Source organism: Sporosarcina sp. Y352 (assembly GCF_056786535.1).
In genome coordinates this window covers 340,781-367,079 of sequence record NZ_JBXCJE010000004.1, presented here as the reverse complement: position 1 = coordinate 367,079, position 26,299 = coordinate 340,781, and the positions used below count along the sequence as shown (strand labels likewise).

The 26,299-nt window shown below is 40.8% G+C and carries 28 protein-coding genes; 14 read left to right on the top strand and 14 right to left on the bottom strand.

Annotated features, from left to right (window positions below):
* Nucleotides 1–11: 11 nt before the first annotated feature.
* From AC1TO6_RS09355 to tatC (AC1TO6_RS09345), 3 genes are read left to right on the top strand one after another with little or no spacing between them, the layout of a single operon-like run.
* The gene (locus AC1TO6_RS09355; protein WP_482101333.1) at nt 12–1,724 is read left to right on the top strand and encodes a GMC family oxidoreductase; all 1,713 of its coding nucleotides are present in this window, start codon (nt 12–14) and stop codon (nt 1,722–1,724) included.
* Nucleotides 1,725–1,745: 21 nt separating this feature from the next.
* Complete coding sequence (gene tatA, locus AC1TO6_RS09350) at nt 1,746–1,946, top strand: twin-arginine translocase TatA/TatE family subunit (RefSeq protein WP_482101332.1); 201 nt, start codon at nt 1,746–1,748, stop codon at nt 1,944–1,946.
* A 12-nt stretch (nt 1,947–1,958) separates the two neighbouring features.
* Nucleotides 1,959–2,801: a twin-arginine translocase subunit TatC gene (gene tatC, locus AC1TO6_RS09345; protein ID WP_482101331.1), complete on the top strand. Its 843-nt coding sequence runs from the start codon at nt 1,959–1,961 to the stop codon at nt 2,799–2,801.
* A 371-nt stretch (nt 2,802–3,172) separates the two neighbouring features.
* On the opposite strand, the gene AC1TO6_RS09340 is transcribed toward tatC (AC1TO6_RS09345), so the two are convergent.
* Both AC1TO6_RS09340 and AC1TO6_RS09335 read right to left on the bottom strand, forming a co-directional pair.
* Nucleotides 3,173–3,316 carry a hypothetical protein gene (locus AC1TO6_RS09340; protein WP_482101330.1) on the bottom strand — a complete coding sequence of 48 codons (144 nt, stop codon included), beginning with the start codon at nt 3,314–3,316 and terminating at the stop codon, nt 3,173–3,175.
* Between the two features lie 103 nt (nt 3,317–3,419).
* Nucleotides 3,420–3,836 carry a YmaF family protein gene (locus tag AC1TO6_RS09335; RefSeq protein ID WP_482101329.1) on the bottom strand — a complete coding sequence of 139 codons (417 nt, stop codon included), beginning with the start codon at nt 3,834–3,836 and terminating at the stop codon, nt 3,420–3,422.
* Between the two features lie 243 nt (nt 3,837–4,079).
* Here AC1TO6_RS09335 and AC1TO6_RS09330 point away from each other — a divergent pair, with 243 nt between their 5' ends.
* Nucleotides 4,080–4,607 (top strand): P-loop NTPase family protein, encoded by a 528-nt coding sequence (locus AC1TO6_RS09330; protein WP_482101328.1) that lies wholly within the window; start codon nt 4,080–4,082, stop codon nt 4,605–4,607.
* Nucleotides 4,608–4,773: 166 nt separating this feature from the next.
* Here the strand turns inward: AC1TO6_RS09330 and AC1TO6_RS09325 are convergent, their stop codons facing one another.
* Nucleotides 4,774–5,106, bottom strand: coding sequence for a winged helix-turn-helix transcriptional regulator (locus AC1TO6_RS09325; protein WP_482101327.1), 333 nt, complete (start codon nt 5,104–5,106; stop codon nt 4,774–4,776).
* 430 nt (nt 5,107–5,536) lie between these two features.
* Between AC1TO6_RS09325 and AC1TO6_RS09320 the strand changes: the two genes are divergently transcribed.
* Nucleotides 5,537–6,616 carry an AI-2E family transporter gene (locus AC1TO6_RS09320; protein ID WP_482101326.1) on the top strand — a complete coding sequence of 360 codons (1,080 nt, stop codon included), beginning with the start codon at nt 5,537–5,539 and terminating at the stop codon, nt 6,614–6,616.
* Nucleotides 6,617–6,761: 145 nt separating this feature from the next.
* On the opposite strand, the gene tatA (AC1TO6_RS09315) is transcribed toward AC1TO6_RS09320, so the two are convergent.
* The 4 genes from tatA (AC1TO6_RS09315) to AC1TO6_RS09300 all read right to left on the bottom strand — a co-directional run bounded on the left by tatA (AC1TO6_RS09315) (nt 6,762) and on the right by AC1TO6_RS09300 (nt 10,153).
* Nucleotides 6,762–6,965, bottom strand: coding sequence for a twin-arginine translocase TatA/TatE family subunit (tatA, locus tag AC1TO6_RS09315; protein WP_482101325.1), 204 nt, complete (start codon nt 6,963–6,965; stop codon nt 6,762–6,764).
* A 76-nt stretch (nt 6,966–7,041) separates the two neighbouring features.
* Entirely contained in the window at nt 7,042–7,803 is a 762-nt protein-coding gene (gene tatC / locus AC1TO6_RS09310) for a twin-arginine translocase subunit TatC (RefSeq protein WP_482101324.1), read from the bottom strand.
* A 420-nt stretch (nt 7,804–8,223) separates the two neighbouring features.
* On the bottom strand, nt 8,224–9,657 hold the full coding sequence (locus tag AC1TO6_RS09305; RefSeq protein WP_482101323.1) for an MFS transporter: 1,434 nt from the start codon (nt 9,655–9,657) through the stop codon (nt 8,224–8,226).
* 169 nt (nt 9,658–9,826) lie between these two features.
* Nucleotides 9,827–10,153: a winged helix-turn-helix transcriptional regulator gene (locus AC1TO6_RS09300; RefSeq protein ID WP_482101322.1), complete on the bottom strand. Its 327-nt coding sequence runs from the start codon at nt 10,151–10,153 to the stop codon at nt 9,827–9,829.
* 96 nt (nt 10,154–10,249) lie between these two features.
* On the opposite strand from AC1TO6_RS09300, the gene AC1TO6_RS09295 reads away from it, so the two are divergent.
* Entirely contained in the window at nt 10,250–11,095 is an 846-nt protein-coding gene (locus AC1TO6_RS09295; protein WP_482101321.1) for a VOC family protein, read from the top strand.
* 146 nt (nt 11,096–11,241) lie between these two features.
* On the opposite strand, the gene AC1TO6_RS09290 is transcribed toward AC1TO6_RS09295, so the two are convergent.
* Nucleotides 11,242–11,571, bottom strand: a complete 330-nt coding sequence (locus AC1TO6_RS09290; protein ID WP_482101320.1) for a CHY zinc finger protein — start codon at nt 11,569–11,571, stop codon at nt 11,242–11,244.
* An 85-nt stretch (nt 11,572–11,656) separates the two neighbouring features.
* On the opposite strand from AC1TO6_RS09290, the gene AC1TO6_RS09285 reads away from it, so the two are divergent.
* Nucleotides 11,657–11,938: a hypothetical protein gene (locus AC1TO6_RS09285; RefSeq protein ID WP_482101319.1), complete on the top strand. Its 282-nt coding sequence runs from the start codon at nt 11,657–11,659 to the stop codon at nt 11,936–11,938.
* 4 nt (nt 11,939–11,942) lie between these two features.
* On the opposite strand, the gene AC1TO6_RS09280 is transcribed toward AC1TO6_RS09285, so the two are convergent.
* Complete coding sequence (locus tag AC1TO6_RS09280; protein ID WP_482101318.1) at nt 11,943–12,653, bottom strand: hypothetical protein; 711 nt, start codon at nt 12,651–12,653, stop codon at nt 11,943–11,945.
* Nucleotides 12,654–12,756: 103 nt separating this feature from the next.
* Between AC1TO6_RS09280 and AC1TO6_RS09275 the strand changes: the two genes are divergently transcribed.
* From AC1TO6_RS09275 to AC1TO6_RS09260, 4 genes are all read left to right on the top strand, one after another.
* Nucleotides 12,757–14,028 (top strand): acetyl-CoA hydrolase/transferase family protein, encoded by a 1,272-nt coding sequence (locus AC1TO6_RS09275; RefSeq protein ID WP_482101317.1) that lies wholly within the window; start codon nt 12,757–12,759, stop codon nt 14,026–14,028.
* A gap of 339 nt (nt 14,029–14,367) precedes the next feature.
* Nucleotides 14,368–15,096 (top strand): ABC transporter permease, encoded by a 729-nt coding sequence (locus AC1TO6_RS09270; protein ID WP_482101411.1) that lies wholly within the window; start codon nt 14,368–14,370, stop codon nt 15,094–15,096.
* 4 nt (nt 15,097–15,100) lie between these two features.
* Complete coding sequence (locus AC1TO6_RS09265; protein WP_482101316.1) at nt 15,101–15,889, top strand: ABC transporter ATP-binding protein; 789 nt, start codon at nt 15,101–15,103, stop codon at nt 15,887–15,889.
* Between the two features lie 15 nt (nt 15,890–15,904).
* Nucleotides 15,905–17,011 carry an ABC transporter substrate-binding protein gene (locus tag AC1TO6_RS09260; protein WP_482101315.1) on the top strand — a complete coding sequence of 369 codons (1,107 nt, stop codon included), beginning with the start codon at nt 15,905–15,907 and terminating at the stop codon, nt 17,009–17,011.
* 69 nt (nt 17,012–17,080) lie between these two features.
* On the opposite strand, the gene AC1TO6_RS09255 is transcribed toward AC1TO6_RS09260, so the two are convergent.
* The 5 genes from AC1TO6_RS09255 to AC1TO6_RS09235 form a co-directional block, all read right to left on the bottom strand.
* Nucleotides 17,081–18,043 (bottom strand): DMT family transporter, encoded by a 963-nt coding sequence (locus AC1TO6_RS09255; RefSeq protein WP_482101314.1) that lies wholly within the window; start codon nt 18,041–18,043, stop codon nt 17,081–17,083.
* A gap of 17 nt (nt 18,044–18,060) precedes the next feature.
* Nucleotides 18,061–19,287 carry a peptidase T gene (gene pepT, locus AC1TO6_RS09250; RefSeq protein ID WP_482101313.1) on the bottom strand — a complete coding sequence of 409 codons (1,227 nt, stop codon included), beginning with the start codon at nt 19,285–19,287 and terminating at the stop codon, nt 18,061–18,063.
* Nucleotides 19,288–19,322: 35 nt separating this feature from the next.
* Entirely contained in the window at nt 19,323–19,985 is a 663-nt protein-coding gene (locus AC1TO6_RS09245; RefSeq protein WP_482101312.1) for a lysoplasmalogenase, read from the bottom strand.
* A gap of 263 nt (nt 19,986–20,248) precedes the next feature.
* Complete coding sequence (locus AC1TO6_RS09240) at nt 20,249–20,470, bottom strand: DUF2187 family protein (protein ID WP_482101311.1); 222 nt, start codon at nt 20,468–20,470, stop codon at nt 20,249–20,251.
* A gap of 899 nt (nt 20,471–21,369) precedes the next feature.
* Nucleotides 21,370–22,779: an amino acid permease gene (locus AC1TO6_RS09235; protein WP_482101310.1), complete on the bottom strand. Its 1,410-nt coding sequence runs from the start codon at nt 22,777–22,779 to the stop codon at nt 21,370–21,372.
* 435 nt (nt 22,780–23,214) lie between these two features.
* On the opposite strand from AC1TO6_RS09235, the gene AC1TO6_RS09230 reads away from it, so the two are divergent.
* The 3 genes from AC1TO6_RS09230 to AC1TO6_RS09220 are packed head-to-tail and all read left to right on the top strand — an operon-like array spanning nt 23,215 to nt 26,287.
* Nucleotides 23,215–24,438, top strand: a complete 1,224-nt coding sequence (locus AC1TO6_RS09230) for a M20 family metallopeptidase (protein WP_482101309.1) — start codon at nt 23,215–23,217, stop codon at nt 24,436–24,438.
* A gap of 6 nt (nt 24,439–24,444) precedes the next feature.
* Nucleotides 24,445–25,557: a tartrate dehydrogenase gene (locus AC1TO6_RS09225; protein WP_482101308.1), complete on the top strand. Its 1,113-nt coding sequence runs from the start codon at nt 24,445–24,447 to the stop codon at nt 25,555–25,557.
* A complete protein-coding gene (locus AC1TO6_RS09220; protein ID WP_482101307.1) occupies nt 25,541–26,287 on the top strand; it encodes an SDR family NAD(P)-dependent oxidoreductase in 747 nt (248 codons plus the stop codon). Before AC1TO6_RS09225 ends, AC1TO6_RS09220 begins: the two co-directional genes overlap by 17 nt.
* Nucleotides 26,288–26,299: the final 12 nt, after the last annotated feature.

The window sequence follows — 26,299 nt, the reverse complement described above, 5'->3', positions numbered from 1 at the left end:
GGGAACAGCGAATGGCAACAACGTTGGAAAAAGTGGATGTCGTTACGGTTGGAGTTGGTTGGACAGGTGGTATTATTGCTGCTGAATGTGCAAAAGCAGGACTGAAGGTTGTCGGATTGGAACGTGGAAAGGAGCGAAGTACAGCAGATTTTTCGAGGGTGCATGATGAGTACCGATATGCAATGCGTTATGAGCTGATGCAAGATTTATCGAAAGAAACAATTACGTTTAGGAATCACCAAAAAATGAGGGCATTACCTATGCGACAAATGGGATCTTTTCTTCTTGGAGAAGGGCTCGGTGGGGCAGGGACGCATTGGAACGGGCAAACGTGGCGTTTTCTACCCTATGATTTTGAAATCAAGTCAATGACAGACAAAAAATATGGAAAAAACAAACTATCAGCGGACTACCTGCTACAAGATTGGGGCATTACCTATGATGAGTTAGAACCTTATTTCGACAAATTTGAAAAGACTGCAGGATTATCTGGTGAAGCCAAAAATCCTTTCGAGGGGAAACGTTCTTCTGATTACCCAACACCCCCAATGATTAAAACCCCACTCCTGAAAAAATTTGAAACGGCAACAAGCAATCTTGGATATACGCCCTTTATGTTACCATCCGCAAACTTGTCAAAGGCTTATACTAACCCAGACGGCGAATCAATAGCAGCCTGCCAATACTGCGGGTTTTGTGAACGATTTGGTTGTGAATACGGAGCAAAGACTTCACCGGAAATTACGGTCATTCCAACCGCAAGGAAAACTGGAAACTTCGATGTACGTTTCCATGCAAATGTTGTAGAAGTGTTAAAGAAAGGTACTAAAGTGACGGGCGTAAGGTATATCGACAATCAAACTGGAGAAGAATATATACAACCGGCAGAAGTTGTTGTGCTTACGAGTTATGTCATGAACAATGCAAAACTATTAATGGTGTCAGGTATCGGAGAGCAGTACAATCCAAAGACGCAAAAAGGTACGCTTGGCAAGAACTATGCCTATCAAATCCTTCCTGGTGCTACAGGGTTTTTCGAAGAACAAATGAATGTTTTTATGGGAGCTGGATCTCTTGGTATATCAATCGATGATCTGAATGGAGACAACTTCGACCACAGTGATCTGGATTTCATTCACGGGGGGAATATCGCCATGACTCAGACGGGCACTCGTCCAATCCAGTCAAATCCTATACCGCCAGATACGCCAACGTGGGGAGCCGATTTTAAGAAGGCTTCTATTCACAACTATACAAGGACACTTAACGTCTCAACAGAAGGCGCGTCGATGCCACACAAGGATAATTTTATGTCGCTCGACCCAGATTACAAAGATGCGTATGGTATTCCATTACTCCAGCTGACGTACAATTTTACTGAACAAGATCGAAATTTACACAAGTATATAGGTGGAAAGACTACTGAGATAATGAAAGAAATGGGTGCAAAGACAGTCATGGCCGGAAATCCAATTACAAACTATGATATTGTTCCGTATCAGACAACTCATAATACAGGCGGAACTATTATGGGGGCAAGTCCAGATAACAGTGTGGTCAACAATTACTTACAACATTGGGACGCTGAAAATCTTTTTGTAGTCGGTGCCGGGAATTTTGCGCATAACAGCGGATACAATCCTACAGGGACAGTTGGTGCACTCGCTTACCGAGCAGCGGAAGGAGTCATTAACTATAGTAAAAACGGCGGATCACTAGTGTGAAAATGAAGGGAGTCCTATGCAATGAGCTTAGCAAGTATTGGCGTACCTGGTTTGATCATCATCCTAGTTATTGTTCTCATCCTATTCGGACCGAAAAAGCTGCCTGAAGTGGGAGCCGCGGTAGGGAAGACGCTTGCTGAATTTAAGAAGTCGGCAAAGGATATTATGGAAGACGAGGAACCGGTGAACCAAAAGGAAACGAAGAAAACGGAACAACTATGAGCAGGTGAGGATATGGATCCATATGGAGATCACAATCGAAAAGTTGTCAGTCCGCTTGATAAGATCCACACTGAAATTGAGGAGGACAAAGTAGAGCGTGAAGTTGAAGAAAGCACCAGTAAGATAGTAAATGAAGTGAAAGAATCCGTACAGGAGGCTGATCCATCCTTAGTCGACCATCTCACGGATTTGAGGAAACAGCTCGTCAAAAGTGCGGCTGTTTTCCTTTTTTTCTTAATCGCGGTGTTCTCCAGTATCAATCTCTGGTTCCCGTATATTACCCGAGGGCATGAGCTGATTATTCTTGGACCATTGGAAGTCGTGAAGTTTTATATGTCGATATCAACAGCGCTTGCATTTGGTTTGTCGATACCTTTTCTTTGCCACTTTCTTTGGCAATTTGTCAAACCGGGACTGAACGAACGGGAAAGTCGTTTCCTTAGTCTGTATTCCCCCGTCATGTTATTGCTTTTCATTATAGGCGTTTCATTCGGTTACTTTATCGTCAATCCACTTAGCTATAAATTCCTTGTTTCGTTAGGGGCCGTAAATTTTAACGTAATGGTTTCAGCGCAGGAGTATATCAGCTTTTTACTCATGACGACCATGCCGATTGGGATAATATTCGAGTTGCCTATAGTGGCACTATTTTTAGCAGCAATCGGATTGCTCACTGCGGAATCCATGAAAAAAGTACGTAAATGGTCGTATCTTGCTATCGCAATCATTTCGGCTTTGATCACGCCACCGGATTTTGTCAGTCAGCTCATTGTACTTATTCCAATGGCACTACTTTATGAAGCGAGTATTTTTATCGTCTTGTATGCGGAACGTAGAAGTGCAGTAGCGAATTAAAGGAGGTGTCCGAGAGAGGATACCTCCTAATGAAGTCAATAAAATGTTCTGGAGAAGACCTTTTTTTAGTCCGGTTGTTCGGGATGAATGGGATTCTGAGAAAGTATCTGTATTTTTTCCGTGCTTTGAAGTTCCGCCAAATTCATCGAATTGCTTGGATATTTTTTCTCTTGAACCTATGTTTCGCATTAAGTAAGCGGCACCCAGACCGAGTGCAGCTAAAGCAGCTTTTTTTCTCATCTGATAAACCCTCCTTGTTTTCAGTTATTTTCCCCATTCAAGTGAGATTAAACAAAGATATACCCGTTTGAAGAGGTATTCCTATGTAAAAAACCGGTACCCCATATTGGGATACCGGTTTTTCAGTCGCTTTAAGAATTCTTCTGCGAACCATTTTTCATGGAGAATGGACCTGTAAACGATTCAACCTGTTTCATCAGTTTGTCCCGAGCACCCTTGTTTCGCATTAAATATGCAGCGCCGAGTCCAAGTGCTGTCATTGCCATTCTGTTCATAGAAAAATCATCCTCCTTGTTTTTGGTGTTCATGATAATATACCCGATTTGCGGGATACTAATCAGGATATCTGCAGGAAGGTCATTTCGGATTGCTTCCCAATTAGCTTTTTGAGGGATGTGTAAAACCTTTAATGACATGAATATGCCCATCATCTTCCGTTGTTCGGACCTCTATATAATGCGTATGGTAACCACCCGGCATCAAAATAGGGAGACTCGTATACGCTTCGTAGCGATGGATATGGTCGTCTTCAAAGGAGGTATTTCCCTTCATATGATGAAAATGGCCTTTATCCGTCTCAATGGGTGTACTGGTTACGCCTGGATGCATATGGATATGTCCATCATTACACGTGGTCGAACCTAGGTAGCTATGAGTGTGTCCATCCTCCCCATTTACGCTTGAAGGGATTTCAGTATTATTCCCTGGGACAGTTTTATCTTCGATTGTTTCGGGAATTTGTACAGGAGGGAAATTCAACCCGTAAAATGGGTCATCCATATAATCGTCTAGCACTCTTTCAACTCCTCTTTTTAGATTCCCTACTAACGTATGTATTTTAAAATATTGTGGTTACAATAGTCAGCTCTATCCTGTCCATATATATAAAGAAGGATTGAAACTATTTCCATGCTTTGGTCGTACATAGAACAGATACAAAGTATTGGAGTAATTTTATATACTCTCAAATTCAAATCGATAGTCTGCAAATGAAATAGATATATATGATTCTAGAATTATGTGGAAGGGAGCGTTCGAATGAATAAAATCATGGTCATCGGGGTGTCATCTGGCGTGGGAAAGTCAACATTTGCGCGTCGACTAGGTGAAATGACTGAAATCGAAGTGACGCATTTAGATCGAATGTATTGGAAACGAGATTGGGTGGAAACTTCGCTTGAAGAGTTTTCTACAGCACAACGACAAGTTGTTCAAAATGATCAATGGATTGTTGATGGTAATTACTCGGGTACATTCAATATTCGAGAGCCATATGCGGATACAATTATTTATTTGGAACTCCCTCTCAGGGTCTGTTTGTATCGTGTGTTGAAGAGGAGGGTGCAATTCCATGGGAAAACTCGGGATGATATGGGTGAAGGGTGTAAGGAAAAGATAGATAAGGCATTTTTGAAATTCATTGTGACAACGTATGGAGCACGGAAAAAGAAAATGATAGAGCGGATGCAGCGTTATGCGGGGGAAGGGAAGACTGTTCATTACTTGAAAACGCCCGAGCAAATTAAGGGGTTTTTAGAGACATATAAGAAGGGTGATTGTCATTAAATGGTTGAAGTTGTTATATCCTTGCTTTTGCATACATCAATATGAAAATGGACTGCAAGACTAATTGTAGAGAAAGGCAGTCTGTTGAAGTGATGATGAGAAAAACATACAAAGAATTCTTCTTAAAATTTGAATACATAAAGCCAGTTTTTGAGTGTGATTGGCTTTATGTATTATTTGAAATGGACTCGGGTGCAACCCATGTTTTGGACCATTTTTCGATTTCTATCATAATGGGTGTAAGTGACATTCCTTTTTCAGTTAACGAATATTCAATTCGTACTGGTGTTTCTGGGTAAACATTTCGGATGACAAAACCTTGCTGATCAAGATCTTTTAACCGTTCGGATAATGTTTTACCACTGACCCCAAGTTTATCGGTCATGGTACAAAAACGCTGCGGTCCTGCCATTAATTGATATAAAATAAGAGTAGTCCAGCGTTGACTCAACACAGAAACAGCTTTTTCAAAACGTGGGCAAAGCTCAAATTCGTTCATAGTTTATCGGTTCCTTTCTACGGAAACTTAATACGTTGATAATAGTTACTATAACATATAAATTTAGTTACATAAAGTAATTAAGTTACTATTTTTTGGAGAGGAAACCAAAGGAAATTTCATAAAACACCAATTACGCATACTGAAGAAGTATATTTTAATGTGTTTAACCAAGATAGATCAATTTATTCTTATGATGGGGTTATCGGGTTTAAATCACTTGAGCAAGTTTCGAAGAAAGCGACATTGACTGCGGACGGAAAAACACCTTAGTTGTGAGCGCGGTACTGGTTTATGGACCAATCAAAAGTGTCGAATGAATTGTTCATATTAAGGGGAGTTGAAACTTTCTTCGACGCCATCCGTAAAACAACGTATACTTAAAATTAATAGTGTATCAAAATGGTGATATGAAAAGGAAGTGGGATATATGACGAAAAAGCTATGGTTTCAAGTGGGTGTTGGAATATTACTTGCAATGCTTATTATTAAATACTTTATGGAGATTCAAGGGATTTTTTCACCGCTGGTTATTATTGCAAAAGCCATCTTCATACCGTTGCTTTTAGGTGGCGTACTTTATTATATTATGGAGCCAGTCCAACGGTTTCTGGAAAAAAGGAAAGTACCAAGGTGGGGAAGCATTCTTTCGATTTTTGCGATACTCTTAGCGGTCGTTTGGATATTTGTAGCGATTATTGGCCCCCCGATAACGAAACAAATTAATAACTTGGTTGATAATGCACCTACAATTACTAATGAAATCAACGTCATGAAAGACTCACTTCTTCAGCAAAAACATAATTTACCAACACAGTTGGAAGAATCTATTGACAGTGCAGCTGACTCGCTTCAATCCATTGCGGTCAATTTTGGGAAATGGGTTGTTCAGTTTTTACAGTCTTTCCTACAGGCAATGTTCTTGCTAGTACTTGTTCCATTTTTCTTTATTTTCATGCTGAAAGATCATGAAAAGTTAGCACCGTTCATTTATAATTTCTTTTCCGGGAAAAGACGAGAATGGATTAAAAAAACCTTACACGATATCGATACGGTACTTCGTTCATATATACAGGGACAGTTGCTAATCAGTTTTATTTTAGCAATTTTCTTATACATTGGTTATCTGGTTATTGGCTTGGAATATGCTTTACTGTTAGCTGTTTTCGGCTTGTTCATGAATTTAATTCCATTCATTGGTCCGTGGATTTCTGCTGTACCAGCAATTATTATCGGCTTCCTAGAGGATCCGAAGACTGGTATTTTAGCTGCAATCGTTATGCTTGTTGCCCAGCAAATCGAAAGCAATCTCATTACGCCGAATGTGATGGGGAAATCGCTGGATCTCCATCCGCTTACGGTTATTACTGTAATACTAGCTGCAGGTAATATCGGAGGTTTTCTCGGTATCATTGTTGCCGTTCCGACATATGCAGTTGGTAAAGCGATTGTCAAAAATATTTACGCTAGACGCAAGGAAATTAAAGAGGCGGCGACATCTACAGTATAGAGAAATGTAAACTTTTCAGGAGTTGAGGTGTCCCGTGCTTGGATGTATCCGTATGTTTCATAAATATAACGTAGTTTAATCGCTCAAAAAGCCGGCATCAGATACGATTATAAATCGTATTTGATGCCGGCTTTTGAGTTATCTATTAAATTTTCTTTTTCTCTGCTGCTTCTTTATCATCTGATTTGAATTCATCTGTTACATCATCCATGATGTCTTTTGTTGAACTCTTGAACTCCTTTAGAGTTTGTCCTACAGCTCTTCCTAATTGAGGCAATTTGGATGGTCCAAAGATGATTAAAGCAATTACTAGAATAATAATTAAACCGGGTACACCGATGTTTGGCATGGTTTTCTCCTCCTTTATTCAAATACACGCTTAAGGTAACAAAAATCAATATAATATTACTGCCAATAGAGATACATTAATCTTCTTCCTTCAACATCTTCTCACGCTTCAATTCATTTGCCCGCTTTCTTTTTAGTGACCAGCTAGACACAAGGATGCTGATCTCGAATAGCAGTAATAAAGGAATAATAATAAGAATATCGGAAATGAAGTCAGGTGGTGAAATAGAAACACCGACTATTACAAGTAGGAAATAAGCAACCTTTCTCATTTTCCTCAAATTTTCCGGTGTTACAATACCTAACTTTGTCAGAAATAGTACGACCACAGGTAATTCAAATACAATACCCACTGGAATGATCAAGTTAAACATGAATGTAAAGTATTGTTTCATCCCGTAGGTTTCTATTGCACCAATCGATTCGTTGATGTTTGACATAAAGTTCAACATTAAAGGGAATAGGAGAAAATAACTGAAACTGACGCCCGCCAAAAACAAGAAAAAAGAGGCCGGAATAAACATGACTGCTCCTTTTGATTCTTCCCCGGACATTCCTGGCTTCACGAATAACCAGGTCTGGTATAACGCAATTGGCAATGTAATCAGAATGGCCAACAGTAAAGCGCATTTTAAATAAATCATTAGCCCATCCGTATAACCGAAAACATTCCATTCCACGTGGAGGGCTGTAGGCTGCATCTTGATGAAAGTTAATATTCTTGGTGCGATACCGAAGCCTATTATAATTGAAATTATAAAAGTCGCAACTACAATAATGAGTCGTTTTCTTAGCTCCGTTAAATGTTCGACAAGAGTGAATTCTTGATCTGTTTTCATGTTTCTTACCACCCACTATTTTATAATGCTAGAAAGTAAATTCGGAAAGTATAAACTTTCTTTTTTACCGAAAAGAATAGCTCTAATTTATACTATAATGAAAAAATACAGTGAAATTATAAAAGTAATCTGACCACCTTACATTATACACCTCAAAAATGATTTGTAAATAAGAGGACGCTCAATAATGGAGAAGAGCAAACTTGGGATAGAATAACTATCTAAGATGAGGGGATAGTAATTCTAATCCGTATTAAGGAACAAAAGCAGTAGAATTAGAACGCTTTGTTTTTATCGTCAGAATATTTGGGGAATAAAACAGCCTTAAATCACATGTGATTTAAGGCTGTTTTCATCCAATTTGATTGAAGCGCTTTGATTTGTCTTACAATTGATCAATTTACATTAAATTCTACTGTTTTAATTAACAGGATGCCCATAATCTGTTTTCCGGACTTTCTGTTTGGAGACGTCTTGTTTGGCTGAACTAGATGATTTTGGGATTAAGAATATAATCGCAATCAGTGCCAATACAGCGAATATGACGTTGGTGATGATTCCGATAGAAGCCGCCTTTTCAATATTGCCTGTAAGTGTTATCGCGCTATATACTGAGGCAGAAATGGCAACACCGAAAGAACTACCAAGTGAGCTCGACATTTTGTAAATACCTGATGATGAACCGATCTTATCTTCCGGTACACTAGAGACTGCCGTATCTGTGGATGGCGTAGCATACAATCCAAGTCCGATACCGAACAGGATGAATCCAACAAAGACGACGATGATATAGGCTGTATCTGGTAAAAACGTCAATGCCATTAATCCGATACCGATTGCAGCCAAGATAGAACCTACCACCATTGGCAATTTCGCTCCGGTTTTCTGCAATAGTTTTTCACCGACACGAATCATAACGAGGACGGATACTAAATAACCGATGGATAAAATCCCCGATTGAAACGCCGAAAATCCTCTTCCGACTTGCACATATGTATTCGCTACAACGAGCGTTCCCGCTACTGCATTCAATAAGAAGTTGGAGATGGTAGCGCCTGTATACGGTTTGTTTTTGAATAAATTAAAATCAATCAATGCATTCAATTTACCAATTTCTATTTTAATAAAGAACAACATGCCAATCAGCGTAGCGGCGATTAAACCTAATATGAGTGGACTTGTCCATCCAAAATCAGCACCCCGTGTGATAACAACGTTTAACGCAACCATCATCAATACGAATACTACTAATCCAGTATAGTCAAAACGGGAAGGAACTTGCTGTTTCACTTTACTTTCGGGTGTGTCTTTAATCAAAATCATTGCGAGGATAGCGATGACGATTGAAAAGATAAAAATCCATCTCCAACCCATAGAAGTCGCAATAGCTCCCCCGGCAAATGAACAAATACCGGAGCCGCCCCAAGACCCGATGGACCAATAACTAAGCGCGCGTTGTCTATCTGCCCCATCATAATAGGTTCTTACCAAAGCTATCGTGGCGGGCATAATACAAGCAGCAGACAGACCCTGGATAATCCGTCCGATAATCAACAATGTAGCCCCATTCGTTATGACAAGAAGAAGCGATCCTATAACGCTTAATATAAGTCCGATATAGGTTAATTTTTTTCGGCCGAATTTATCGGCCAGTCCACCCGCTGCAACAACGAAAATACCTGAAAACAATGCGGTCAAACTGATTGCGATATTCAGTACGCCCAGTGAAATCCCTAAATCTTTTTGCATTACCGGGACAATATTGACTAAAGATTGTGCGAAAAGCCAAAAAGTAATAACACCGAAAACAATTCCTGTCAGCATCTTATTCGTGCCCTGATAGCCTGTAGCCATGATTTTCCCCCTCAAAATTAGAAAGAAACTATAGTGGAAATATCGTTCATTTTTTATGTATTCCATCATATTATCACAATAAAATAGTGAGGAGGAGGTTTAAATCATTATTGTTTAAATTCGATTTAGTATGAATAATATGAATCTATGGATAGGGTGGTTTGTTCTATTATACGTTTTCTTCCACTTGAGCAACCCATGTTTTTGACCATAATTCGATTTCTTTCATAATTGGTGTAAGAGACATTCCTTTTTCGGTCAATGAATATTCGATTCGTACAGGTGTTTCAGGGTATACAGTACGAACAACAAAGTTTTGCTGTTCCAGGTCTTTTAATCGCTGAGATAATGTTTTTCCGCTGACGTTGAGTTTGTCAGTCATTGTACAGAAACGCTGTGGACCTGCTGTTAATTGATACAATATAAGGGCAGTCCAGCGTTGGCTTAATATAGATACGGCTTTTTCGAAACGCGGACAAAGTTCAAATTCGTTCATAAAATACCAGCTCCTTTATTGACAATTCTCATTCTAACATATAAAGTTAGTTACATAAAGTAAGTAACTGATAAAAAGAATTCGGGAGGAATATAAATGAATTTTCATAAAGCACCGCTTACGTATACAGGAGAAGTGTATCTCAACGTCATGGACTTGGACAGATCAGTCCGTTTTTACAAAGAAGTGATTGGCTTTAAATTGCTTGAACAAGAATCCAACAAGGTAGTATTGACAGCGGACGGGAAGACGCCCCTACTAATTATCGAACAACCGGAGAATGTGACTCCGAAAGAACCACATCGCTCTGGACTGTATCATTTTGCGCTGCTATTGCCAGAGAGAGCCGATCTAGGAGCCATTATTAAACATTTCGTGCAAAATAGTACACGGATTGGGGCTGCCGATCATCTAGTGAGTGAAGCGCTCTATTTGTCAGATCCGGATGGCAATGGAATTGAAATTTACACGGATCGTGACCCTGCTGTTTGGACTTGGGAAAATGGAAAGGTCGACATGAGTACGGACCCGCTCGATGGGGAAAGTATTATTGCAGAAAGTGCAGGAAAGACATGGGAGGGGCTCCCTACCGGTACGGTGATGGGGCATGTCCATTTGCATGTGGCAAATCTGCCTGAAACGGAAATTTTCTACAATGCCCTTGGCTTCGAAGTCGTGACCACCTATCCGCAGGCTTTATTTATGTCGAATGGGAAATACCATCACCATCTCGGCTTGAATACATGGAATGGCGAAGGCGTAACACGCCCTAAGGCCGGAAGTGTTGGACTTCAATCGTATACGCTTGTTTATCCGGATGAAACAGTTTTGAAAGAAGCCATTACGAAGGTGGAAGCGTTAGGTATGAAAGTGGGAATGAACGGTAGTGGATTTATGACGGAAGATCCGTCCGGAATCCAAATTAATCTTCGAGTCAGGTGATTTATTTCATCAACAGAGTATAAGGTGGATTGTCAATAATCGTTACCTGAATCTAAACTGATATAATTGACTAAAAAAACGCTAGGTGAGATCTAGCGTTTTTTTATATTCATGGATTGAGACGTCTCGTTGGTTAATTAGACTTGTTAAGTTTGAAAGTAGAGGTTTCTGTGCAAACTACATTTCGGATTAAACGAAGCTGAACAACTAGTGCATTCCGAACCGCTCTCCAAATACTCCGTAATTGTCAGTTCATGACCACAAGCCCCGCACAGAACTGCTTTTTCAATAAATTTATCATCGGGCCAGACGGCGGGATTGCCACACCCGTCTTCTTTGTGGCATTCAAAGCATGGAAAATAGGTGTCGCAGCAATAAAACTTGATAGCAATTCGATCGACTTCAGTATGGTAGTGGGAGCAGCGAGTTTCGTTATCAAGTACTTTACCTTGAATAGTATGACCTTTAATTTCCATATAGGTTCTCTTCCTTTCGTCTTAAAATTTGTACTGAAACAGTTATATGATGGGAAAGCTAATGTGAAAAAGGATTGGTGTCATATTGAAAGAGTTTCCGATAATTCATACGAATATTTGGGATGCTTTTTGGGCAATTCCAGTAATTTTGCTAGTTGTGATCTTAATGAAGATCCTTTTCAAAATACCTGAGACCTGGTTTTCAACAGTTACAACTATCACTGGACTTGTTTTGTCGATTTTTATTAGTCATCCAGGCAGCTTGCCTGCCGGGATTTTCATGGGCTTTTTTTATGGTGGCGCAGCCAGTGGGACAATTTATTCGCTGAAAGTCTGGTTTGCGAATTACTCAGGTAAATCTGGTTAATGAATTACTTTAACGGGCAAAAACCACATTTCATAAGTCCTGGAACATCTTTGGAGAAGCAGCATGTCTTGCGGACTTCAGTGTTTAAAAGGGCAGAAGGTTCGCATCCACCTAGGTAATCCGCGAATAATGAACGTGGAGCGATATCTTCCCAAACTGCATCAACTTTCAATAGATTGAGGTCAGCACGCGCTTCTAAGGATGTAGCTGGATTTTCGAGCAGTACGTGATATTGCCATAGGAGAAAACCGAAAATGTTTTCCCATAACGTTAGCGGTGAAACAGATGAGATGGTTCGGATTTGCCTGATGACAGCGTCACACTGATCTTTTAGAATTCGTTTAATAACAACGCGACGTTCACCATCGTCCACGTACTGCCAGTCTTCCGCATTCGCAAACATACTAACAGACAGTTTCCCGTATTCTACTTTTGCTCCGAAATGAAGATGTTTTTTATCTCCATTCCATACCTCATCGTACGCCGCCAAGTTATAAAATTGCATCGCGGTGAACATTCCGAAACGACGCATGAAGTACGACGCTGCTACAGTTCGGTTAGGGCTTCCGCTCACTGCTTGGACTACATTTAATACGTCCTCCATTTTTTTTTCATCGAGCAGCGTTTCCAATGTGAATAAGTTTTGTTCCGGTTTTTCTACGTAAATGCTATACATATTCAGTTGTCTAATTTGATCCGAAGTTAAGTTTGTCATACATCCATTATATCCATCAAAGTGATAGGTCATCAAGTTGAGTGAGCGTTCAGTCTGTTGTATACTAATTGCTAGTTGAAAACTTACAGAGGTGGAAATCAAATTGGAAAAACGATTGAATGCAGATGAGTTTATAGGGTTGATTGGGAAAAAGGCGGATATCATCGTTCCGATTGCAAATGGGGAACCTCACCGTCTGCTGGATATAATGGAAGCGAATCATACAAAGTTACATGACGTTAAAATTCATCAAATGCTGACTCTTCGAGAGCGGGATTATATAAACGGTAAAATGAAAGGCCATTTATCACATGTTTCATACTTCTTAAGCGGTGCGACACGAAAAGCTTACCAAGAAGGCAAAATAGAATTAGTACCGAACATTTTCCATGAAGTTCCGCGCATGTTGAAGAAAATCACAAATATGTCGATGGTCTTGACTGTTGCGTCGCCCATGGATGAACATGGTTATTTCTCTTTAGGAACGCAGGCGGACTATATTTCGGAATTCATCGGACATGTCCCGTTTGTCTTAGAAGTGAATAAGTATATGCCGCGGACATACGGTGAAAATCAGATTCATATAAGCCAGGTTGCGGGATATATCGAAAATGATCAGCCATTATCCGAAGAGAAGTCACCTTTGGTCGGGGAGAAAGATCTAAAAATCGCTGAGTTTGTAACAAACATCATAGAAAATGGGGATTCACTTCAAATAGGAATCGGCGCAATTCCAAATGCGGTTATGGGTATGTTGAAAAACCACCGTCATCTTGGTATCCACACTGAAATGCTGACAGATGGTATCGTCGACCTAGTAAAAGCAGGGGCGGTCGATGGTACACAGAAGTTTACACATAAAGGGAAAATCGTAGCGACATTTGCTTTCGGATCACAACGTTTGTACGATTTCCTCCATGAAAATCCTGCTGTTGAATTTTTACCGGTCAGCAGGGTGAACGATCCACGTGAAATTGCGAAAGAAGAGAGAATCGTTTCCATTAATGCGACGACGGAAGTGGACTTTTATGGACAATGTGCATCTGAAACAATTGGCGGCCGTTATTATTCATCGACTGGAGGACAAGCTGATTTTGCTCGTGGCGCGCGTTTTGCAAAGCATGGTAAAGGGTTTATCTGCATGTATTCGACAGTGAAAAATGACACTATTTCGCGCATTAAACCGCAATTGACGCCGGGTTCTGTCGTTACAACGTCGAAAAACGACGTTGACAACATCGTTACAGAATACGGAATCGCCAGTCTGTATGGAAAATCGTTATCTGCACGTGCAAAAGCACTCATCGATATCGCCCATCCGGCATTTCGGGAGGAGCTACTGTTTGACGCAAAGAAGACCGGGATTATTATTTGAATAAGTTGAAGTGACCAAAACCATGGAGAATCCTACTCCATGGTTTTTTATGTTGTCTCGAATTCAACCGCTCGTAACCCGCGGCTGACTGCCCACAACTTGTGTCCGATCGACTAGATAGTGTATCAGTCAGATGACTGTCATGAATTTCTTGTTGAAATATCACTGAATAGACCCATTTTTTCGCATGCGCCTAACACACTTTTTTAGGCTGATACATACTATTTGAATGAAGAGGTGGTGACGTTGAAGAGAGATAATAAAGCTGTCCGATACGATCCGTTTGAAATCGAGCAGCGTGAATGGAGACAAAGGCAAACGAAAGAACGGTTGAAACAGATGTTGACGATTGCATCTCCATTGTTCCTGCTACTCATGTGGGAATTTTTGTCGAGGACTGGAATGATTGATATCCGTTTCTTCCCCCCTCCATCCGCAATTGTAAGTACCTTTTTAGGGATGATTTCCAGTGGTGAAATGTTAGGTCATATCGGCGTTTCATTATATAGGATTTTCGCGGGATTTTTAATGGGCGTCATACCAGGTGTCATCATCGGATTACTAATGGGGCTCTATTCGCCAATCAGGCATTTTGTCTCGCCGATTGTGATGGCCCTGATGCCGATTCCTACACTTGCCTTGCTTCCAATAATTATTATTCTTTTCGGAATTGGTGATTTATCAAAAGTAATAACAATAGCGGGCAGTGTTTTTTTTCCTGTTGTCATCAATACAGCTGCAGGTGTTATTAATATCGACTCTATTTATTTAGATGTAGCAAAAAATTACGGGGCAGGAAAATTGAACTTTTTTACGAAAATTGCTTTACCGGGCGCGATGCCCGTCATGTTGGAAGGAATTCAGATGGGGCAGGCGATAGCGCTACTAACGATTGTGGCAGCTGAAATGATGGGGGCAACATCCGGAATAGGATATCTAATTTGGGTATCGTACAAAGCATTTTTACTACAAGAAATGTATGTAGGGCTCATTCTCATTTCCTTTTTTGGTTATCTGTTCTCTCTATTGCTCCGAGGAATTCAAAAAAAGATGTTACCGTGGAGGTGAGCAGGTGAGCAGAAGAGCAAAAATCGTGATTCAGAATCTGACGAAAGCATTTTACAAAAAACAAGGCAGCGTAACAGCACTGGATGACATTAATCTTACAATCAAAGATGGGGAATTTGTCTGCCTCGTTGGACCGAGTGGATGCGGAAAGTCAACGTTACTGCGCATATTGGCAGGGCTCGAGAAACCGAGTATCGGTGAATTTACAATTGCTACAGATGGAGAAGGCCGTCCGCTACAGTCGATGGTGTTCCAGGAAAAGGGTATTATTCCGTGGCTTACTGTCGAAAAGAATGTGGCATTCGGTCTAGAAATGCGTCATTTACCGAAAAAACTCATAAAAGAACGCACCGCTTATTATTTGAAAAAAACTGGTCTGGAAAAGTTTTCATCCCTATATCCAAAAGAATTGTCAGGTGGAATGAAACAACGAGTAAGTATTGCGCGTGCATTTGCTAACGATCCAGAAATATTGTTGATGGATGAACCATTTGCTGCACTGGATGAACAAAACAAGTTTATCTTACAAGAAGAGTTGCTGTCCATTTGGTCAGAAACAGGAAAAACAATTTTATTCATTACCCATAGTATTGACGAAGCGTTGTTATTAAGCGATCGCATCTTATTAATGAGTTCGCAGCCGGGTAAAATTATTCAAGAAATCAGTGTCGATATGCCACGTCCTCGAAAAATAGAAGACATACGAGAAAACCCTGTAATGGCCGGACAATTCGTAGAAATATGGAAACACCTGCAAGAAGAAGTGCAAAGGTCAAGACGGGACGTTGAATAGAGAGGGAGAGATTCGATGGCAAAGTGGATGAAAAGCGGATGGTTGCTATCGTTATTAGCGTTAGCGCTCCTCGTTGGTGCTTGTTCTCCGAAAGAGACAGAAAAACCGGTAGTAGATGAACAAAAGCCTGAAGATACAGTTGATGTTAATCCTTCCGGTGATTTAGCACCACTCGAAAAAAGAGCAAAAGTTATTATTGCGGAAGACGGGGCAGCCTCGGGGGCAGGTTTCTACATTGCGAAAGAGCGAGGGTATTTTGAAGACTATAATATCGAAGTGGAGTTTGCACAGTTTGCAAACAGCGATGACATGCTACCAGCACTAGCGGCGGGAGAAGTGGATATTGCGGGCGGTGTATCAACCGCATCATTCTTTAATGCGATTGCGCAAGGCATTGACGTAAAGATTATTGCAGATAAAGGGCATAACGTACCGGGGAAGTCGTATTTCACGCTCGTTATTGGTAATCATATGGTTGACGTAATCAAAGAGTATAAAGACTTAAAAGGAAAAAAAGTAGGGGTATCTTCTCGCAACTCGATTGATGGATACATTTACGAGGAAATGGTTAAGCACGCAGGTTTGACTCAAGATGATGTTGAGTTCGTACTCATGGCCGATTTCGGAACGATGCTCGGTGCGATTGACAGCGGAACCATCGATGCCGCTATTAATATAGAACCGCTTATCGCACAAGGTGTAGATAAAGGGTTCCACGTTCGGTTCGGAGATGCGACCGATTATGCACCTGAATCCCAAATTGCGATGGTGTTAGGTTCTCCTCAGTTCATGGCCGAGGAGGAAGATATTTCTTTGCGATTCATGTCGGCCTATTTGAAAGGGGTGCGCGATTATAACGATGCATTTATCAAAGGGGAAGGCAAAGAAGAGATAGTAGATATTATGACGAAGCATACAGCGTTAAAAGATGCCGCTTTATGGGATAAAGTAAATGTAACTGGTCTCGATCCTGACGGTAAGATGTTCATAGACGATATAAAAAAACAATATGACGCATACAAAGCAAACGGTGCCATTCGTGGTGAAATTGATTTTGATAAAGCGATTGATACTTCAATAACAGAAAAAGCGGTAGAAACAATTGGAGTATATGAGCGCTAATCGGCTGTATCAAAGGCATGACAGAGTTTTTGGTAATAAAATATGCACCTCAAAGAAATTGCCCACACCTTAATTGGTGATGGGCAATTTCTTTTTTGCTAATGCTGTTTGGAAACTATGTAATGCCATTCCTACAATAATAACAGCGATTCCAATGAGAGAAAGTGTGCCGGGGAGTGCGATACCGAGTATCAGCATTTCACCAAGCATGACAAAAATGAGTTGGGTGGACTGTGTTGCTTCCACGGCAGCGAGTTTACCCTGATCACCTCGTACACGGTCGGTAGCCATGAAAAATAACGTAGTAGCGATAACGCCCGAGCTGACACCGACTATAAAAGACTGACCAAGTTGGCTCAAGGAAGGGGGCCCAACAGTCCATAATGCATAGATGGAAAAAATAATCCAAACGGGAATCGTCATAAGTGTCATACCGAGCACGCGCTGAAAAGTGTCAAGCCTGCCTCCTAAAAGCGCCATCATTTTCCGGTTGCCAAGTGGGTAAGCAAATGCTGCAATGATGACGGGAATGATACCAAGCAAAAGCGTACGTAACTCGACATTCTGCGCATGCGGTATTTGAATCAGTACGACTCCTGCAAAAATGACAAGTGTAATTCCTAGTGATAGTAGCGGGATTCTTTGTCTGATTTTCATTTCGCCGTCTTTCGTTTTCACGATCAATGTGAACAACGGGGCTAACAAGACGCCAGCCACAATTGTCAATTGCCATGTGCCAGCAAGAAGCCATCCTGGACTGTAAGCAGCCGCGTAGGTAAGGGGGGCGTAGAACAGAACAAAAGCCGTTACACTCCAGATGAAGAATGGGGCAGGTTTTCGGATAAATTCCTTCTTCACATCTCCAAGCCCTTTTCGGTAAGCGACAATAGCTATTAAAAACGGCACCATAAAGAAATACCGCAGGGAAGCACTCCAAAGCCAACTTCCGCCCTCTAATTCCATCGATCTGTTCAAAATGAAAGTCACTGCGAAAAAAACAGAAGAGAGGACACCAATCCATATTTCTTTCAAAGGTCATCCCCCTCTAATCATGCACGTTCTTCAAATAGTTTTACGGCTTCTATAATAACTTGTGTTGCTTTTTCCATGTTGTCGACTGAAACAAATTCGTATTTGCCGTGATAGTTTTCTCCGCCGGTGAAAATATTAGGTGTCGGCATACCCATATAGGACAATTGAGAACCGTCTGTCCCGCCGCGTACGGGTACGATATTCGGAGTTATCCTGAGATTCTTGAATGCATCAGACATAATATCGACAATCTCCATGACGGGTTCAATTTTTTCGCCCATATTGAAGTATTGATCTTCAATTTCGAGTGAAATTACATCTTCTCCATATTCTTTCTTTAGCTTGTCAGCTGTTTCGATCATTAACCCTTTTCTCGCTTCGAATGTATCACGGTCGAAATAGCGAACAATATACGAAAGCGTTGTTTCTTCCGTAGATCCGTTGAATTGCATTAGGTGGATAAATCCTTTGTAACCATCCGTCTTTTCTGGGATTTCATCTACAGGCATTGCTGCTTGGAATTGATTGGCCAGTAAAATGGAATTGACCATTTTATCTTTCGCAGAACCTGGATGAACACTAACTCCGCGGAAAGTAACTCTAGCACTTGCTGCATTAAAGCTTTCGTATTGTAGCTCCCCAAGCGGTCCACCATCCATTGTATATGCATACTTCGCACCAAACTTGTTGACATCGAATTTATGCGGACCGCGTCCGATTTCTTCGTCGGGCGTGAAGGCGATACGCAATTTCCCATGCTTTAAGTCAGGGTTTTCCTTGAAATACTCCATCGCAGTAACAATTTCGGCAATACCAGCTTTATTGTCCGCGCCGAGAAGTGTTGTTCCGTCTGTAGTAATAAGTGTGTGGCCAACATAGTTTTTTAGTTCAGGGAAATTGTCTACGGCCATTATGGTACTGTCATTCAGTTGTATATCGTCGCCGTCGTAGTTATCTATACGTTTTGGGTTAACATTCTTCCCTGTATAATCGGTTGCAGTATCAACATGCGCAAGGAAACCAATAACTGGTACATCACGATTCGTATTGGCAGGTAGTGTTGCAAATAAATAACCGTGATCGTCAAGCGTAATGTCTTCTAGCCCGATTTCTGCAAGTTCTTTTTGCAATTCATGCAGAAGGTCCCATTGGCCAGGTGTTGAAGGTGTGGAAGTACTGGCTGCATCAGATTGTGTATCAATTTTTGCATAGCGTACAAGACGTTCAAATAATTTTTCTTTCATATTAAAATAACCCTCCTAATAAAGTTCTGATTCATCTATCCTAACAGATTGCTACGGTTTACAGAATACTTTACAATCCGACTACCGATACTGGCGGCTATAAGGGTTTGTGCCGCGTAATACGTCATCATAACGAATGCATCTCGATAAGGGATTTCAAAAACAAACCGATCAATTGCAAGAACTGAATCTGAGAACATGAATAGCAAAGCACCAATAATCGCAAGTTTTAATCTTGTGCGGATGGCCATCCATCCCATCGTTATAATAATACCAATATAAGCAATAATAGCGATACCAAGAACTGTCTGTCCGTTAGAAAACTGTGAACCAGCTATCCATACGGCCATGCAGCTACCATATAGAAGGAGCGGAACTGCTGCCCAGAATGGCATTGACTTGTATGCAACGTGACGGAATGCAAAAATATAAAAAATATGTCCTATGAAAAATGTGATAAGGCCGGGTAAAAACCAATAGATGACACCATCGGCAATCATACAGACGATTAGCCCAGCGATAATGATCTGTTTATATTTACGGGAAAATAGTGGTCTTGCCGTTACTGCAAACAGAATAATGAGTACCATTGGAATGAGTTTCATGAGAATCTTTAGACTGATAGGGTTAGTGGGGATAAAGAAAATATAAATGATTCCCATTACAACAATTGCAGTAAGTAAAAGAATTCGAAACATCAGGATAACCCCCTTTTCTATTACTTTTCGGGAGGTGACCAGTAAAATCCTTCTTTAATTGTCTAGTTGAAGTGGGCAAATAATCATGTGCTTAATACACGGAACAGATTTATTGGAATTGTAATTTATAGAGAGAGTTGCTCTTCCAAGTTTGCATAAAAAAAAGGCATCATTGTTCAAGCAGATGCCTTTTTAGTCTTTATAGAAATAAAACAATCAATGGGAGATTAGGTAAATCCCCATTGATTGTTAGGTATGCTTTATTAAACGATTGAGTAATTCTTATGTGAAACAACAGTTAAGTTTGAAGCGGCACCAATAAGTTCGGCGTCCTTCGATGTAATTTCAACGATAACGGAGTTCTCAAGTATTTTAAAAATAGTACCATTCACTTCGTGTTCATTACGGACAAACGAAATTTCTTCATCGATTCTGCGCGCTGCGACAAAATCCGATACTTCTTTTTCCCTACGTGGAAAAGCCATTCGAATTCCCCCTATTATCCATTCTCATCTTGCCATCTATTTAATGAGTGCTTTTGGGAAACCCAAAGCAAAAAGTAAAAGTAGATGAAGATGGAAAACAACTAACCGTAAACTATATTTCATGTGTTGTCTACTAATAGTATACCATATTTTAACGAAATTTGCATTAAAGTAGATTTGATGGTCAAAAAGAGGAGTATATTTGAGCAATTTCAACGTTTTTCTTAATGAAATATTGTTTAGATACCTTCTTATATAAAAGCATGTCCAATAGTGCTGTAGTTTATGATTACCAAGTAACGAACTTTCATACATTTTAGGGATAGAATACATTTCGTTATCTATCTTTGCGAAGGTGATTAATAAAAGTCCCGGCAGATAGAATCAGAAATCCCTCTAATACCGCTTCGCCGCTTTGTGGATGCCTCCCGCGATAAGCTGAAAAGAAGAGCAGGGAGGGATTGAACTGTATCCCTCCATCAGTCTTATCGCTCCGGCTACCACGAAGTCGCACCTGCGCCGGATGGTCTGTGCAAGAAAGCTCATTTTATTATAGAAAAATTAGACATGCAGCCTATAGTGCGTCTTTCTTCAATGAAGATAGTATCAAATAGCAATCACATTATAATCTGATTCCATACATCTCAAAAATACAACTCCAGCGCAAGTGCGACAAGGGGTAGCAGAAGCCCTGAGACTAGATGCGAAGCCCGCCAATCCAGGATCATGGAGTAAGGCATCTCCATAGCGCCAGGCGGTCTACAATCCAGACACCGAATTACAACCCTCTTAATAATGAACACCCTCGGCGTAGGTGTGGCAAAGGCTCAGGGATTTTAGAAAAAGACAAAAAACATCCAGTATTGCTTTTATTAAAAGCGATACTGGATGTTTTTTTGTTAGGGAAGCGTTCTTGAAGAGGCTTGTACAATACCTTTCTTCAATTCTCCTATACCATTTTTCTTTCTGACAAAAATGAAGTAAGAAGCAACGGTCAAACCAGCTATGAGTAACGTAAGTACAGCTTGTACTCGCAATGATTCAATGATAAGCATTGCGATAAATATTCCCGCGATGACGACGATGGTTGCGTACGTTAAGTAAGGGAACAGCCACATTCTAATTTGAAGTGCCTCTGGGTCTTCCTTTTCCAGTCGTCTTCGCATCTGTAAATGTGAGAATGCGATGACCAGGTAGACCAGAAGTGCCACAGCCCCGGACGAGTTTATAAGAAATAAAAATAACTTGTCGGGCGAGATATAGCTAAAGATGACCGCGATATATGAAAAGATTGTACTGAATAAGATGGCCCGGATAGGGACGCCACTTTTACTTAATTTTAAAAAGGCTTTTGGTGCATCGCCTTTCTGTGCCATCCCGAACAACATCCGGGAATTCGCATATAGCGCTGAATTTAAGCAAGATAGAACGGCGGTTAAGACAACAAAGTTCATAATCTGTGCCGCGGCAGGAATACCTACATAATCGAGAACAGCGACAAACGGACTGACAAGTAAGTTTGCGGAATTCCAAGGCAGTAATGTGACTACAATCGCTATAGAACCGATGTAGAAGACGAGAATCCTCCAAATAACGCTATTTGTCGCAATCCGAACTGCTTTTGCAGGGTGGTCAGACTCGCCGGCTGCAATCGTAACAATTTCGGTACCCATGAATGAAAAGATGACTACTGTAATTCCTATTAAGACAGAACCAAATCCGGTTGGCATGAATCCGCCTGCACCTAAAAGATTCATTGTACCGGGAGCCTCAACGCCGGGATACCATCCGAAAATAACACAAAGACCGAGGACGAGGAACAAGCCGATACTTACGACTTTAATAAGGGAAAACCAATATTCAAATTCTCCAAAGGATTTTACTGAAAATAAATTTGTCAGTGTTAGCAAGATAGTTAAAATTAATGCCATTAACCAAAGTGGAAAATCAGGAATCCAGTATTGCATTATAGCAGCACCGGCAATTGCTTCAATTGCTATAACGACTACCCAGAAAAACCAATATAACCAACCAATTGTAAAGCCTGCCCACGGCCCGATTGATTCGGACGCGTAGGTGGAAAAGGATCCGCTTGTGGGATGGGCGGCTGCCATCTCACCGAGCATTCGCATGACTAAGACGACAATTGTTCCTGCAAATGCGTAGGATAGAATCGCGCCCGGTCCTGAAGCGTTAATAACCGCACCACTTCCGATAAACAGTCCAGCTCCGATGACACCTGCAATTGAAATCATACTGATGTGCCGGATTTTTAAATCTGGATTTAACTTACCTTGTTGATGAGACATCTACATTCCCCCTTGTAAAATTGATTATTTTCTCGTTTAAATTACCGTAATCTGTCTTGAATGATTTTGTCAATCATGTTCATCTGGAATGAGTGGTAGGCCTCCTTTGGTGTGTAAGCGGTTTCAAATACCTATGACTGAATATTTGTGCAGTTTAATATACCAATCATACAGCAAAATCTCTGAATTATAGTAGACGACTTGTAAACCAATAGGGAAAATATTCATACAATGTGTTAAAAAAAACACTGCCATTTTCCAGTTGGGCAATCTGTCCAAACTTTACCAAGAAGTGCTCACACTCTGTCTAGTTAAATGAAAGCGGCTACTATTTAGAATTGATATAGAATATTCAAAAGAGTTAATTTAAAGAGTGGAGTAATATTGGTAAAATCTCATTTAAAGAAAAAATGCTAGGTTGGAAAGGGAGATTAGATGAAGATAAAGGCTGAAAATAAGACTTATATTCGAGATCGGGAGGCTGTAATTAATTTAACTTCGGATCTAGTACGCATTCCAAGCGTTTATAGGGAAAATACTCCGGATGGAAATGAAACAAGAGTAGCGATGCACGTTGCCGCGTATTTAAGGGAACTTGGGATTGAAACACATGTGGAAGAGGTTGTGCCAGGAAGACCGAACGTCATCGGTATTGTCGACTCAGGAAAACCTGGTAAGACTCTTCTATTTGAAGGTCACACTGATGTCGTGACTGAGGGAGATAGGGATGCTTGGACTTATGATCCTTTTAGTGCACATATCGAGGGTGGACGGATGTACGGTCGCGGTACAAATGATACTAAGGGGAATTTGGCGTGCATGATTACTGCTGTCCATTCACTCCTTCAGGATAAAGAGGAGTTCAAAGGGAAAATAATTTTATGTATTCCTGTGGATGAGGAAGGCATGATGAGCGGCATAAAGCACTTCATTAAACAAGGCTGGGCAGATGGTGTAGATGGAGCAATCATTTGCGAACCGGAAGAGAATAACGTTTGTATTGCACAACGTGGAGCTATGCGGATAAGGGTAGACATTTTTGGGAAGATGGCGCACGGTGCAATTTCTTGGAGTGGTATTAACCCGAATTGGCGCATGGCAAGACTCATAGTAGAACTGGAGAAATTGGAGAAAGAAGAGCAAGCAAGATTGGGTGAGGATCCCTATTTAAAATGGCCTTCAATTACTCCGACGATTTTACAAGCTCCCGTGAAAGGAGATGCACAGATTAACGTCATTCCGGACCACTGCATGATGACGCTTGATATTCGAACAGTTCCAGCTCAAGACCACGATGAATTATTAGGAAGAATTAGTGCGATTATTGACAAACTAAAAGAGTCTGATCCAGATTTTAAATCGGAATTAACGATTCTCGATAACCGACCTTCTACAATAACCGCTGCTGATGACCCTGTTGTACAGGCAATATACGATGCGGTTGAATCGGTGACAGGGGAGAAGCCGATTTATAACGGAGTTCCTGGAGCAACGGACGGGACATTTCTTCATATACACGGCATACCTATAGTAACAATTGGTGCAGGGGACCGAGATATCCCACACCAAATCAACGAATATATCGACATCGAAGAACTAGCTGTGACAACTGCAATATTTAGAGATGCGGCTCTCCGATTTTTAAATGCAAAGGAGTGATAGAATATGACGGAATTTAAGATCGCAGTTATACCGGGGGACGGAATCGGCATTGAGGTAATGGGAGAAGCAGTAAAAGTATTGAGGGTGTTGGAAGAATATGAAACGAATTTTGTGTTGAATATTGAGGAATTTCCATGGAATTCGGATTATTATGTAGCGAATGGACGAATGATGCCTGAAGACGGACTGGAAACGCTAAAGAACTTCGATGCTATTTTGTTTGGAGCTATTGGTGATTCACGTGTTCCGGATGACGTTACGGTCTGGGAATTAATTATGCCAATTCGAAAGAAATTCCAACAATATGTAAATTTCAGGCCGGTTAAATCGTTGCCTGGAGTTAAATCACCTCTATTGAACGGCGAGGATATCGATTTTGTCATCTTCCGCGAAAATGCTGAAGGAGAATACTCGGATAGTGGCGGTCGCATGTTTGATTCGCAGGATTCCGAACTGGCCATTCAGAATACAATTATGACCCGCGGTGGAATTGAAAGAATAACAAAAGCAGCTAGTGAATATGCGGTAAAGAACGGCAAAAGGAAGTTAACGAGTGCAACAAAATCGAATGCTGTTACCCATGCAATGAAGCTGTGGGATGAGCATGTAAAGCGAGTTGTGGAAGAAGAGTATCCTGAGTTGGAACTAGAATCTTACTACATTGATGCGCTCGTTGCATATTTTGTCCAAAGGCCACAATCCTTTGAAGTTGTTGTTGCATCCAACCTGTTTGGAGATATTCTATCGGATCTTGGTTCTGGAATTGTAGGGGGTCTAGGACTTTCACCTTCAGCTAATATTAACCCCGAAAAGGAATACCCTTCAATGTTTGAAGCAGTTCACGGGTCTGCACCTGATATTGCTGGAAAAGGAATCGCAAATCCAATTGCTCAAATATGGTCTGCAGCTTTAATGCTAGATCACTTGGGCAAAGCAGACCTATCTAAAATAATCATCAATGCAATCGAAGATGTACTTTTGGAAGGGAAAATAAAGACAGCCGACATTGGTGGAAATGCAACGACTGAACAAATGGGTAAAGCTATTGTTGAGAAAATACAAGAACGGTATGTCATTGAGAAAATGGGGAGTTTAAATCATGAAATTAACAGATAAAGTCGTTGTAGTAACTGGTGCAGGCGGAGGAATGGGAAAAGCAATCGTTTCACAATTGCTGGAACGAGGCGCTTTCGTTATTGGAATTGATTTGTCAGTAGATTCATTAAAAGATATTCAGCAACCAAACTTTGTAGCCAAAGAGGCTGATGTTTTAGATGAACAAAAAGTCTCGGAAATCTTTGAGGAGATTAATAAAGAACAAGGTAAAATAGATGGTCTAGTCAATGCATTGGGTATTGCGCAATCTCAAACTCCTATCGAGGAAGTATCGTTAGAGCAATGGCATCGGCTTATGGATATTAACGCAACCAGTTTGTTTATCACCTGTAAGCAAGCCGTTAAATATATGAAGCCGAAAAACAGGGGCTCAATTGTTACCATTGCATCGATTTCAGCCGTTAGACCACGGCCAGGTCTCCAATCGTACATTGCTTCAAAGGGAGCGGCGGAGAGTTTTTCCAGGGCAATGGCGATCGAATTGGCCCCTCATTCAATCAGGGTTAATACAATTCATCCGGGTCCTGCGGATACAAACATGCTAGGGCAATTTGCTGGGGAAAACGCGGATGTATCTGCCGTGAAAAATGATCTATTTAAGCAAAGCGTTCCTTTAGGTGAATTAATTCAACCAGAAGATATAGCGAATGCTGTCATCTATCTATTATCAGATAATGCGAAAATGGTAACTGGCGCTACATTAAACGTTGATGGCGGAAGAGGTTTGTAATAACGAGAGGCA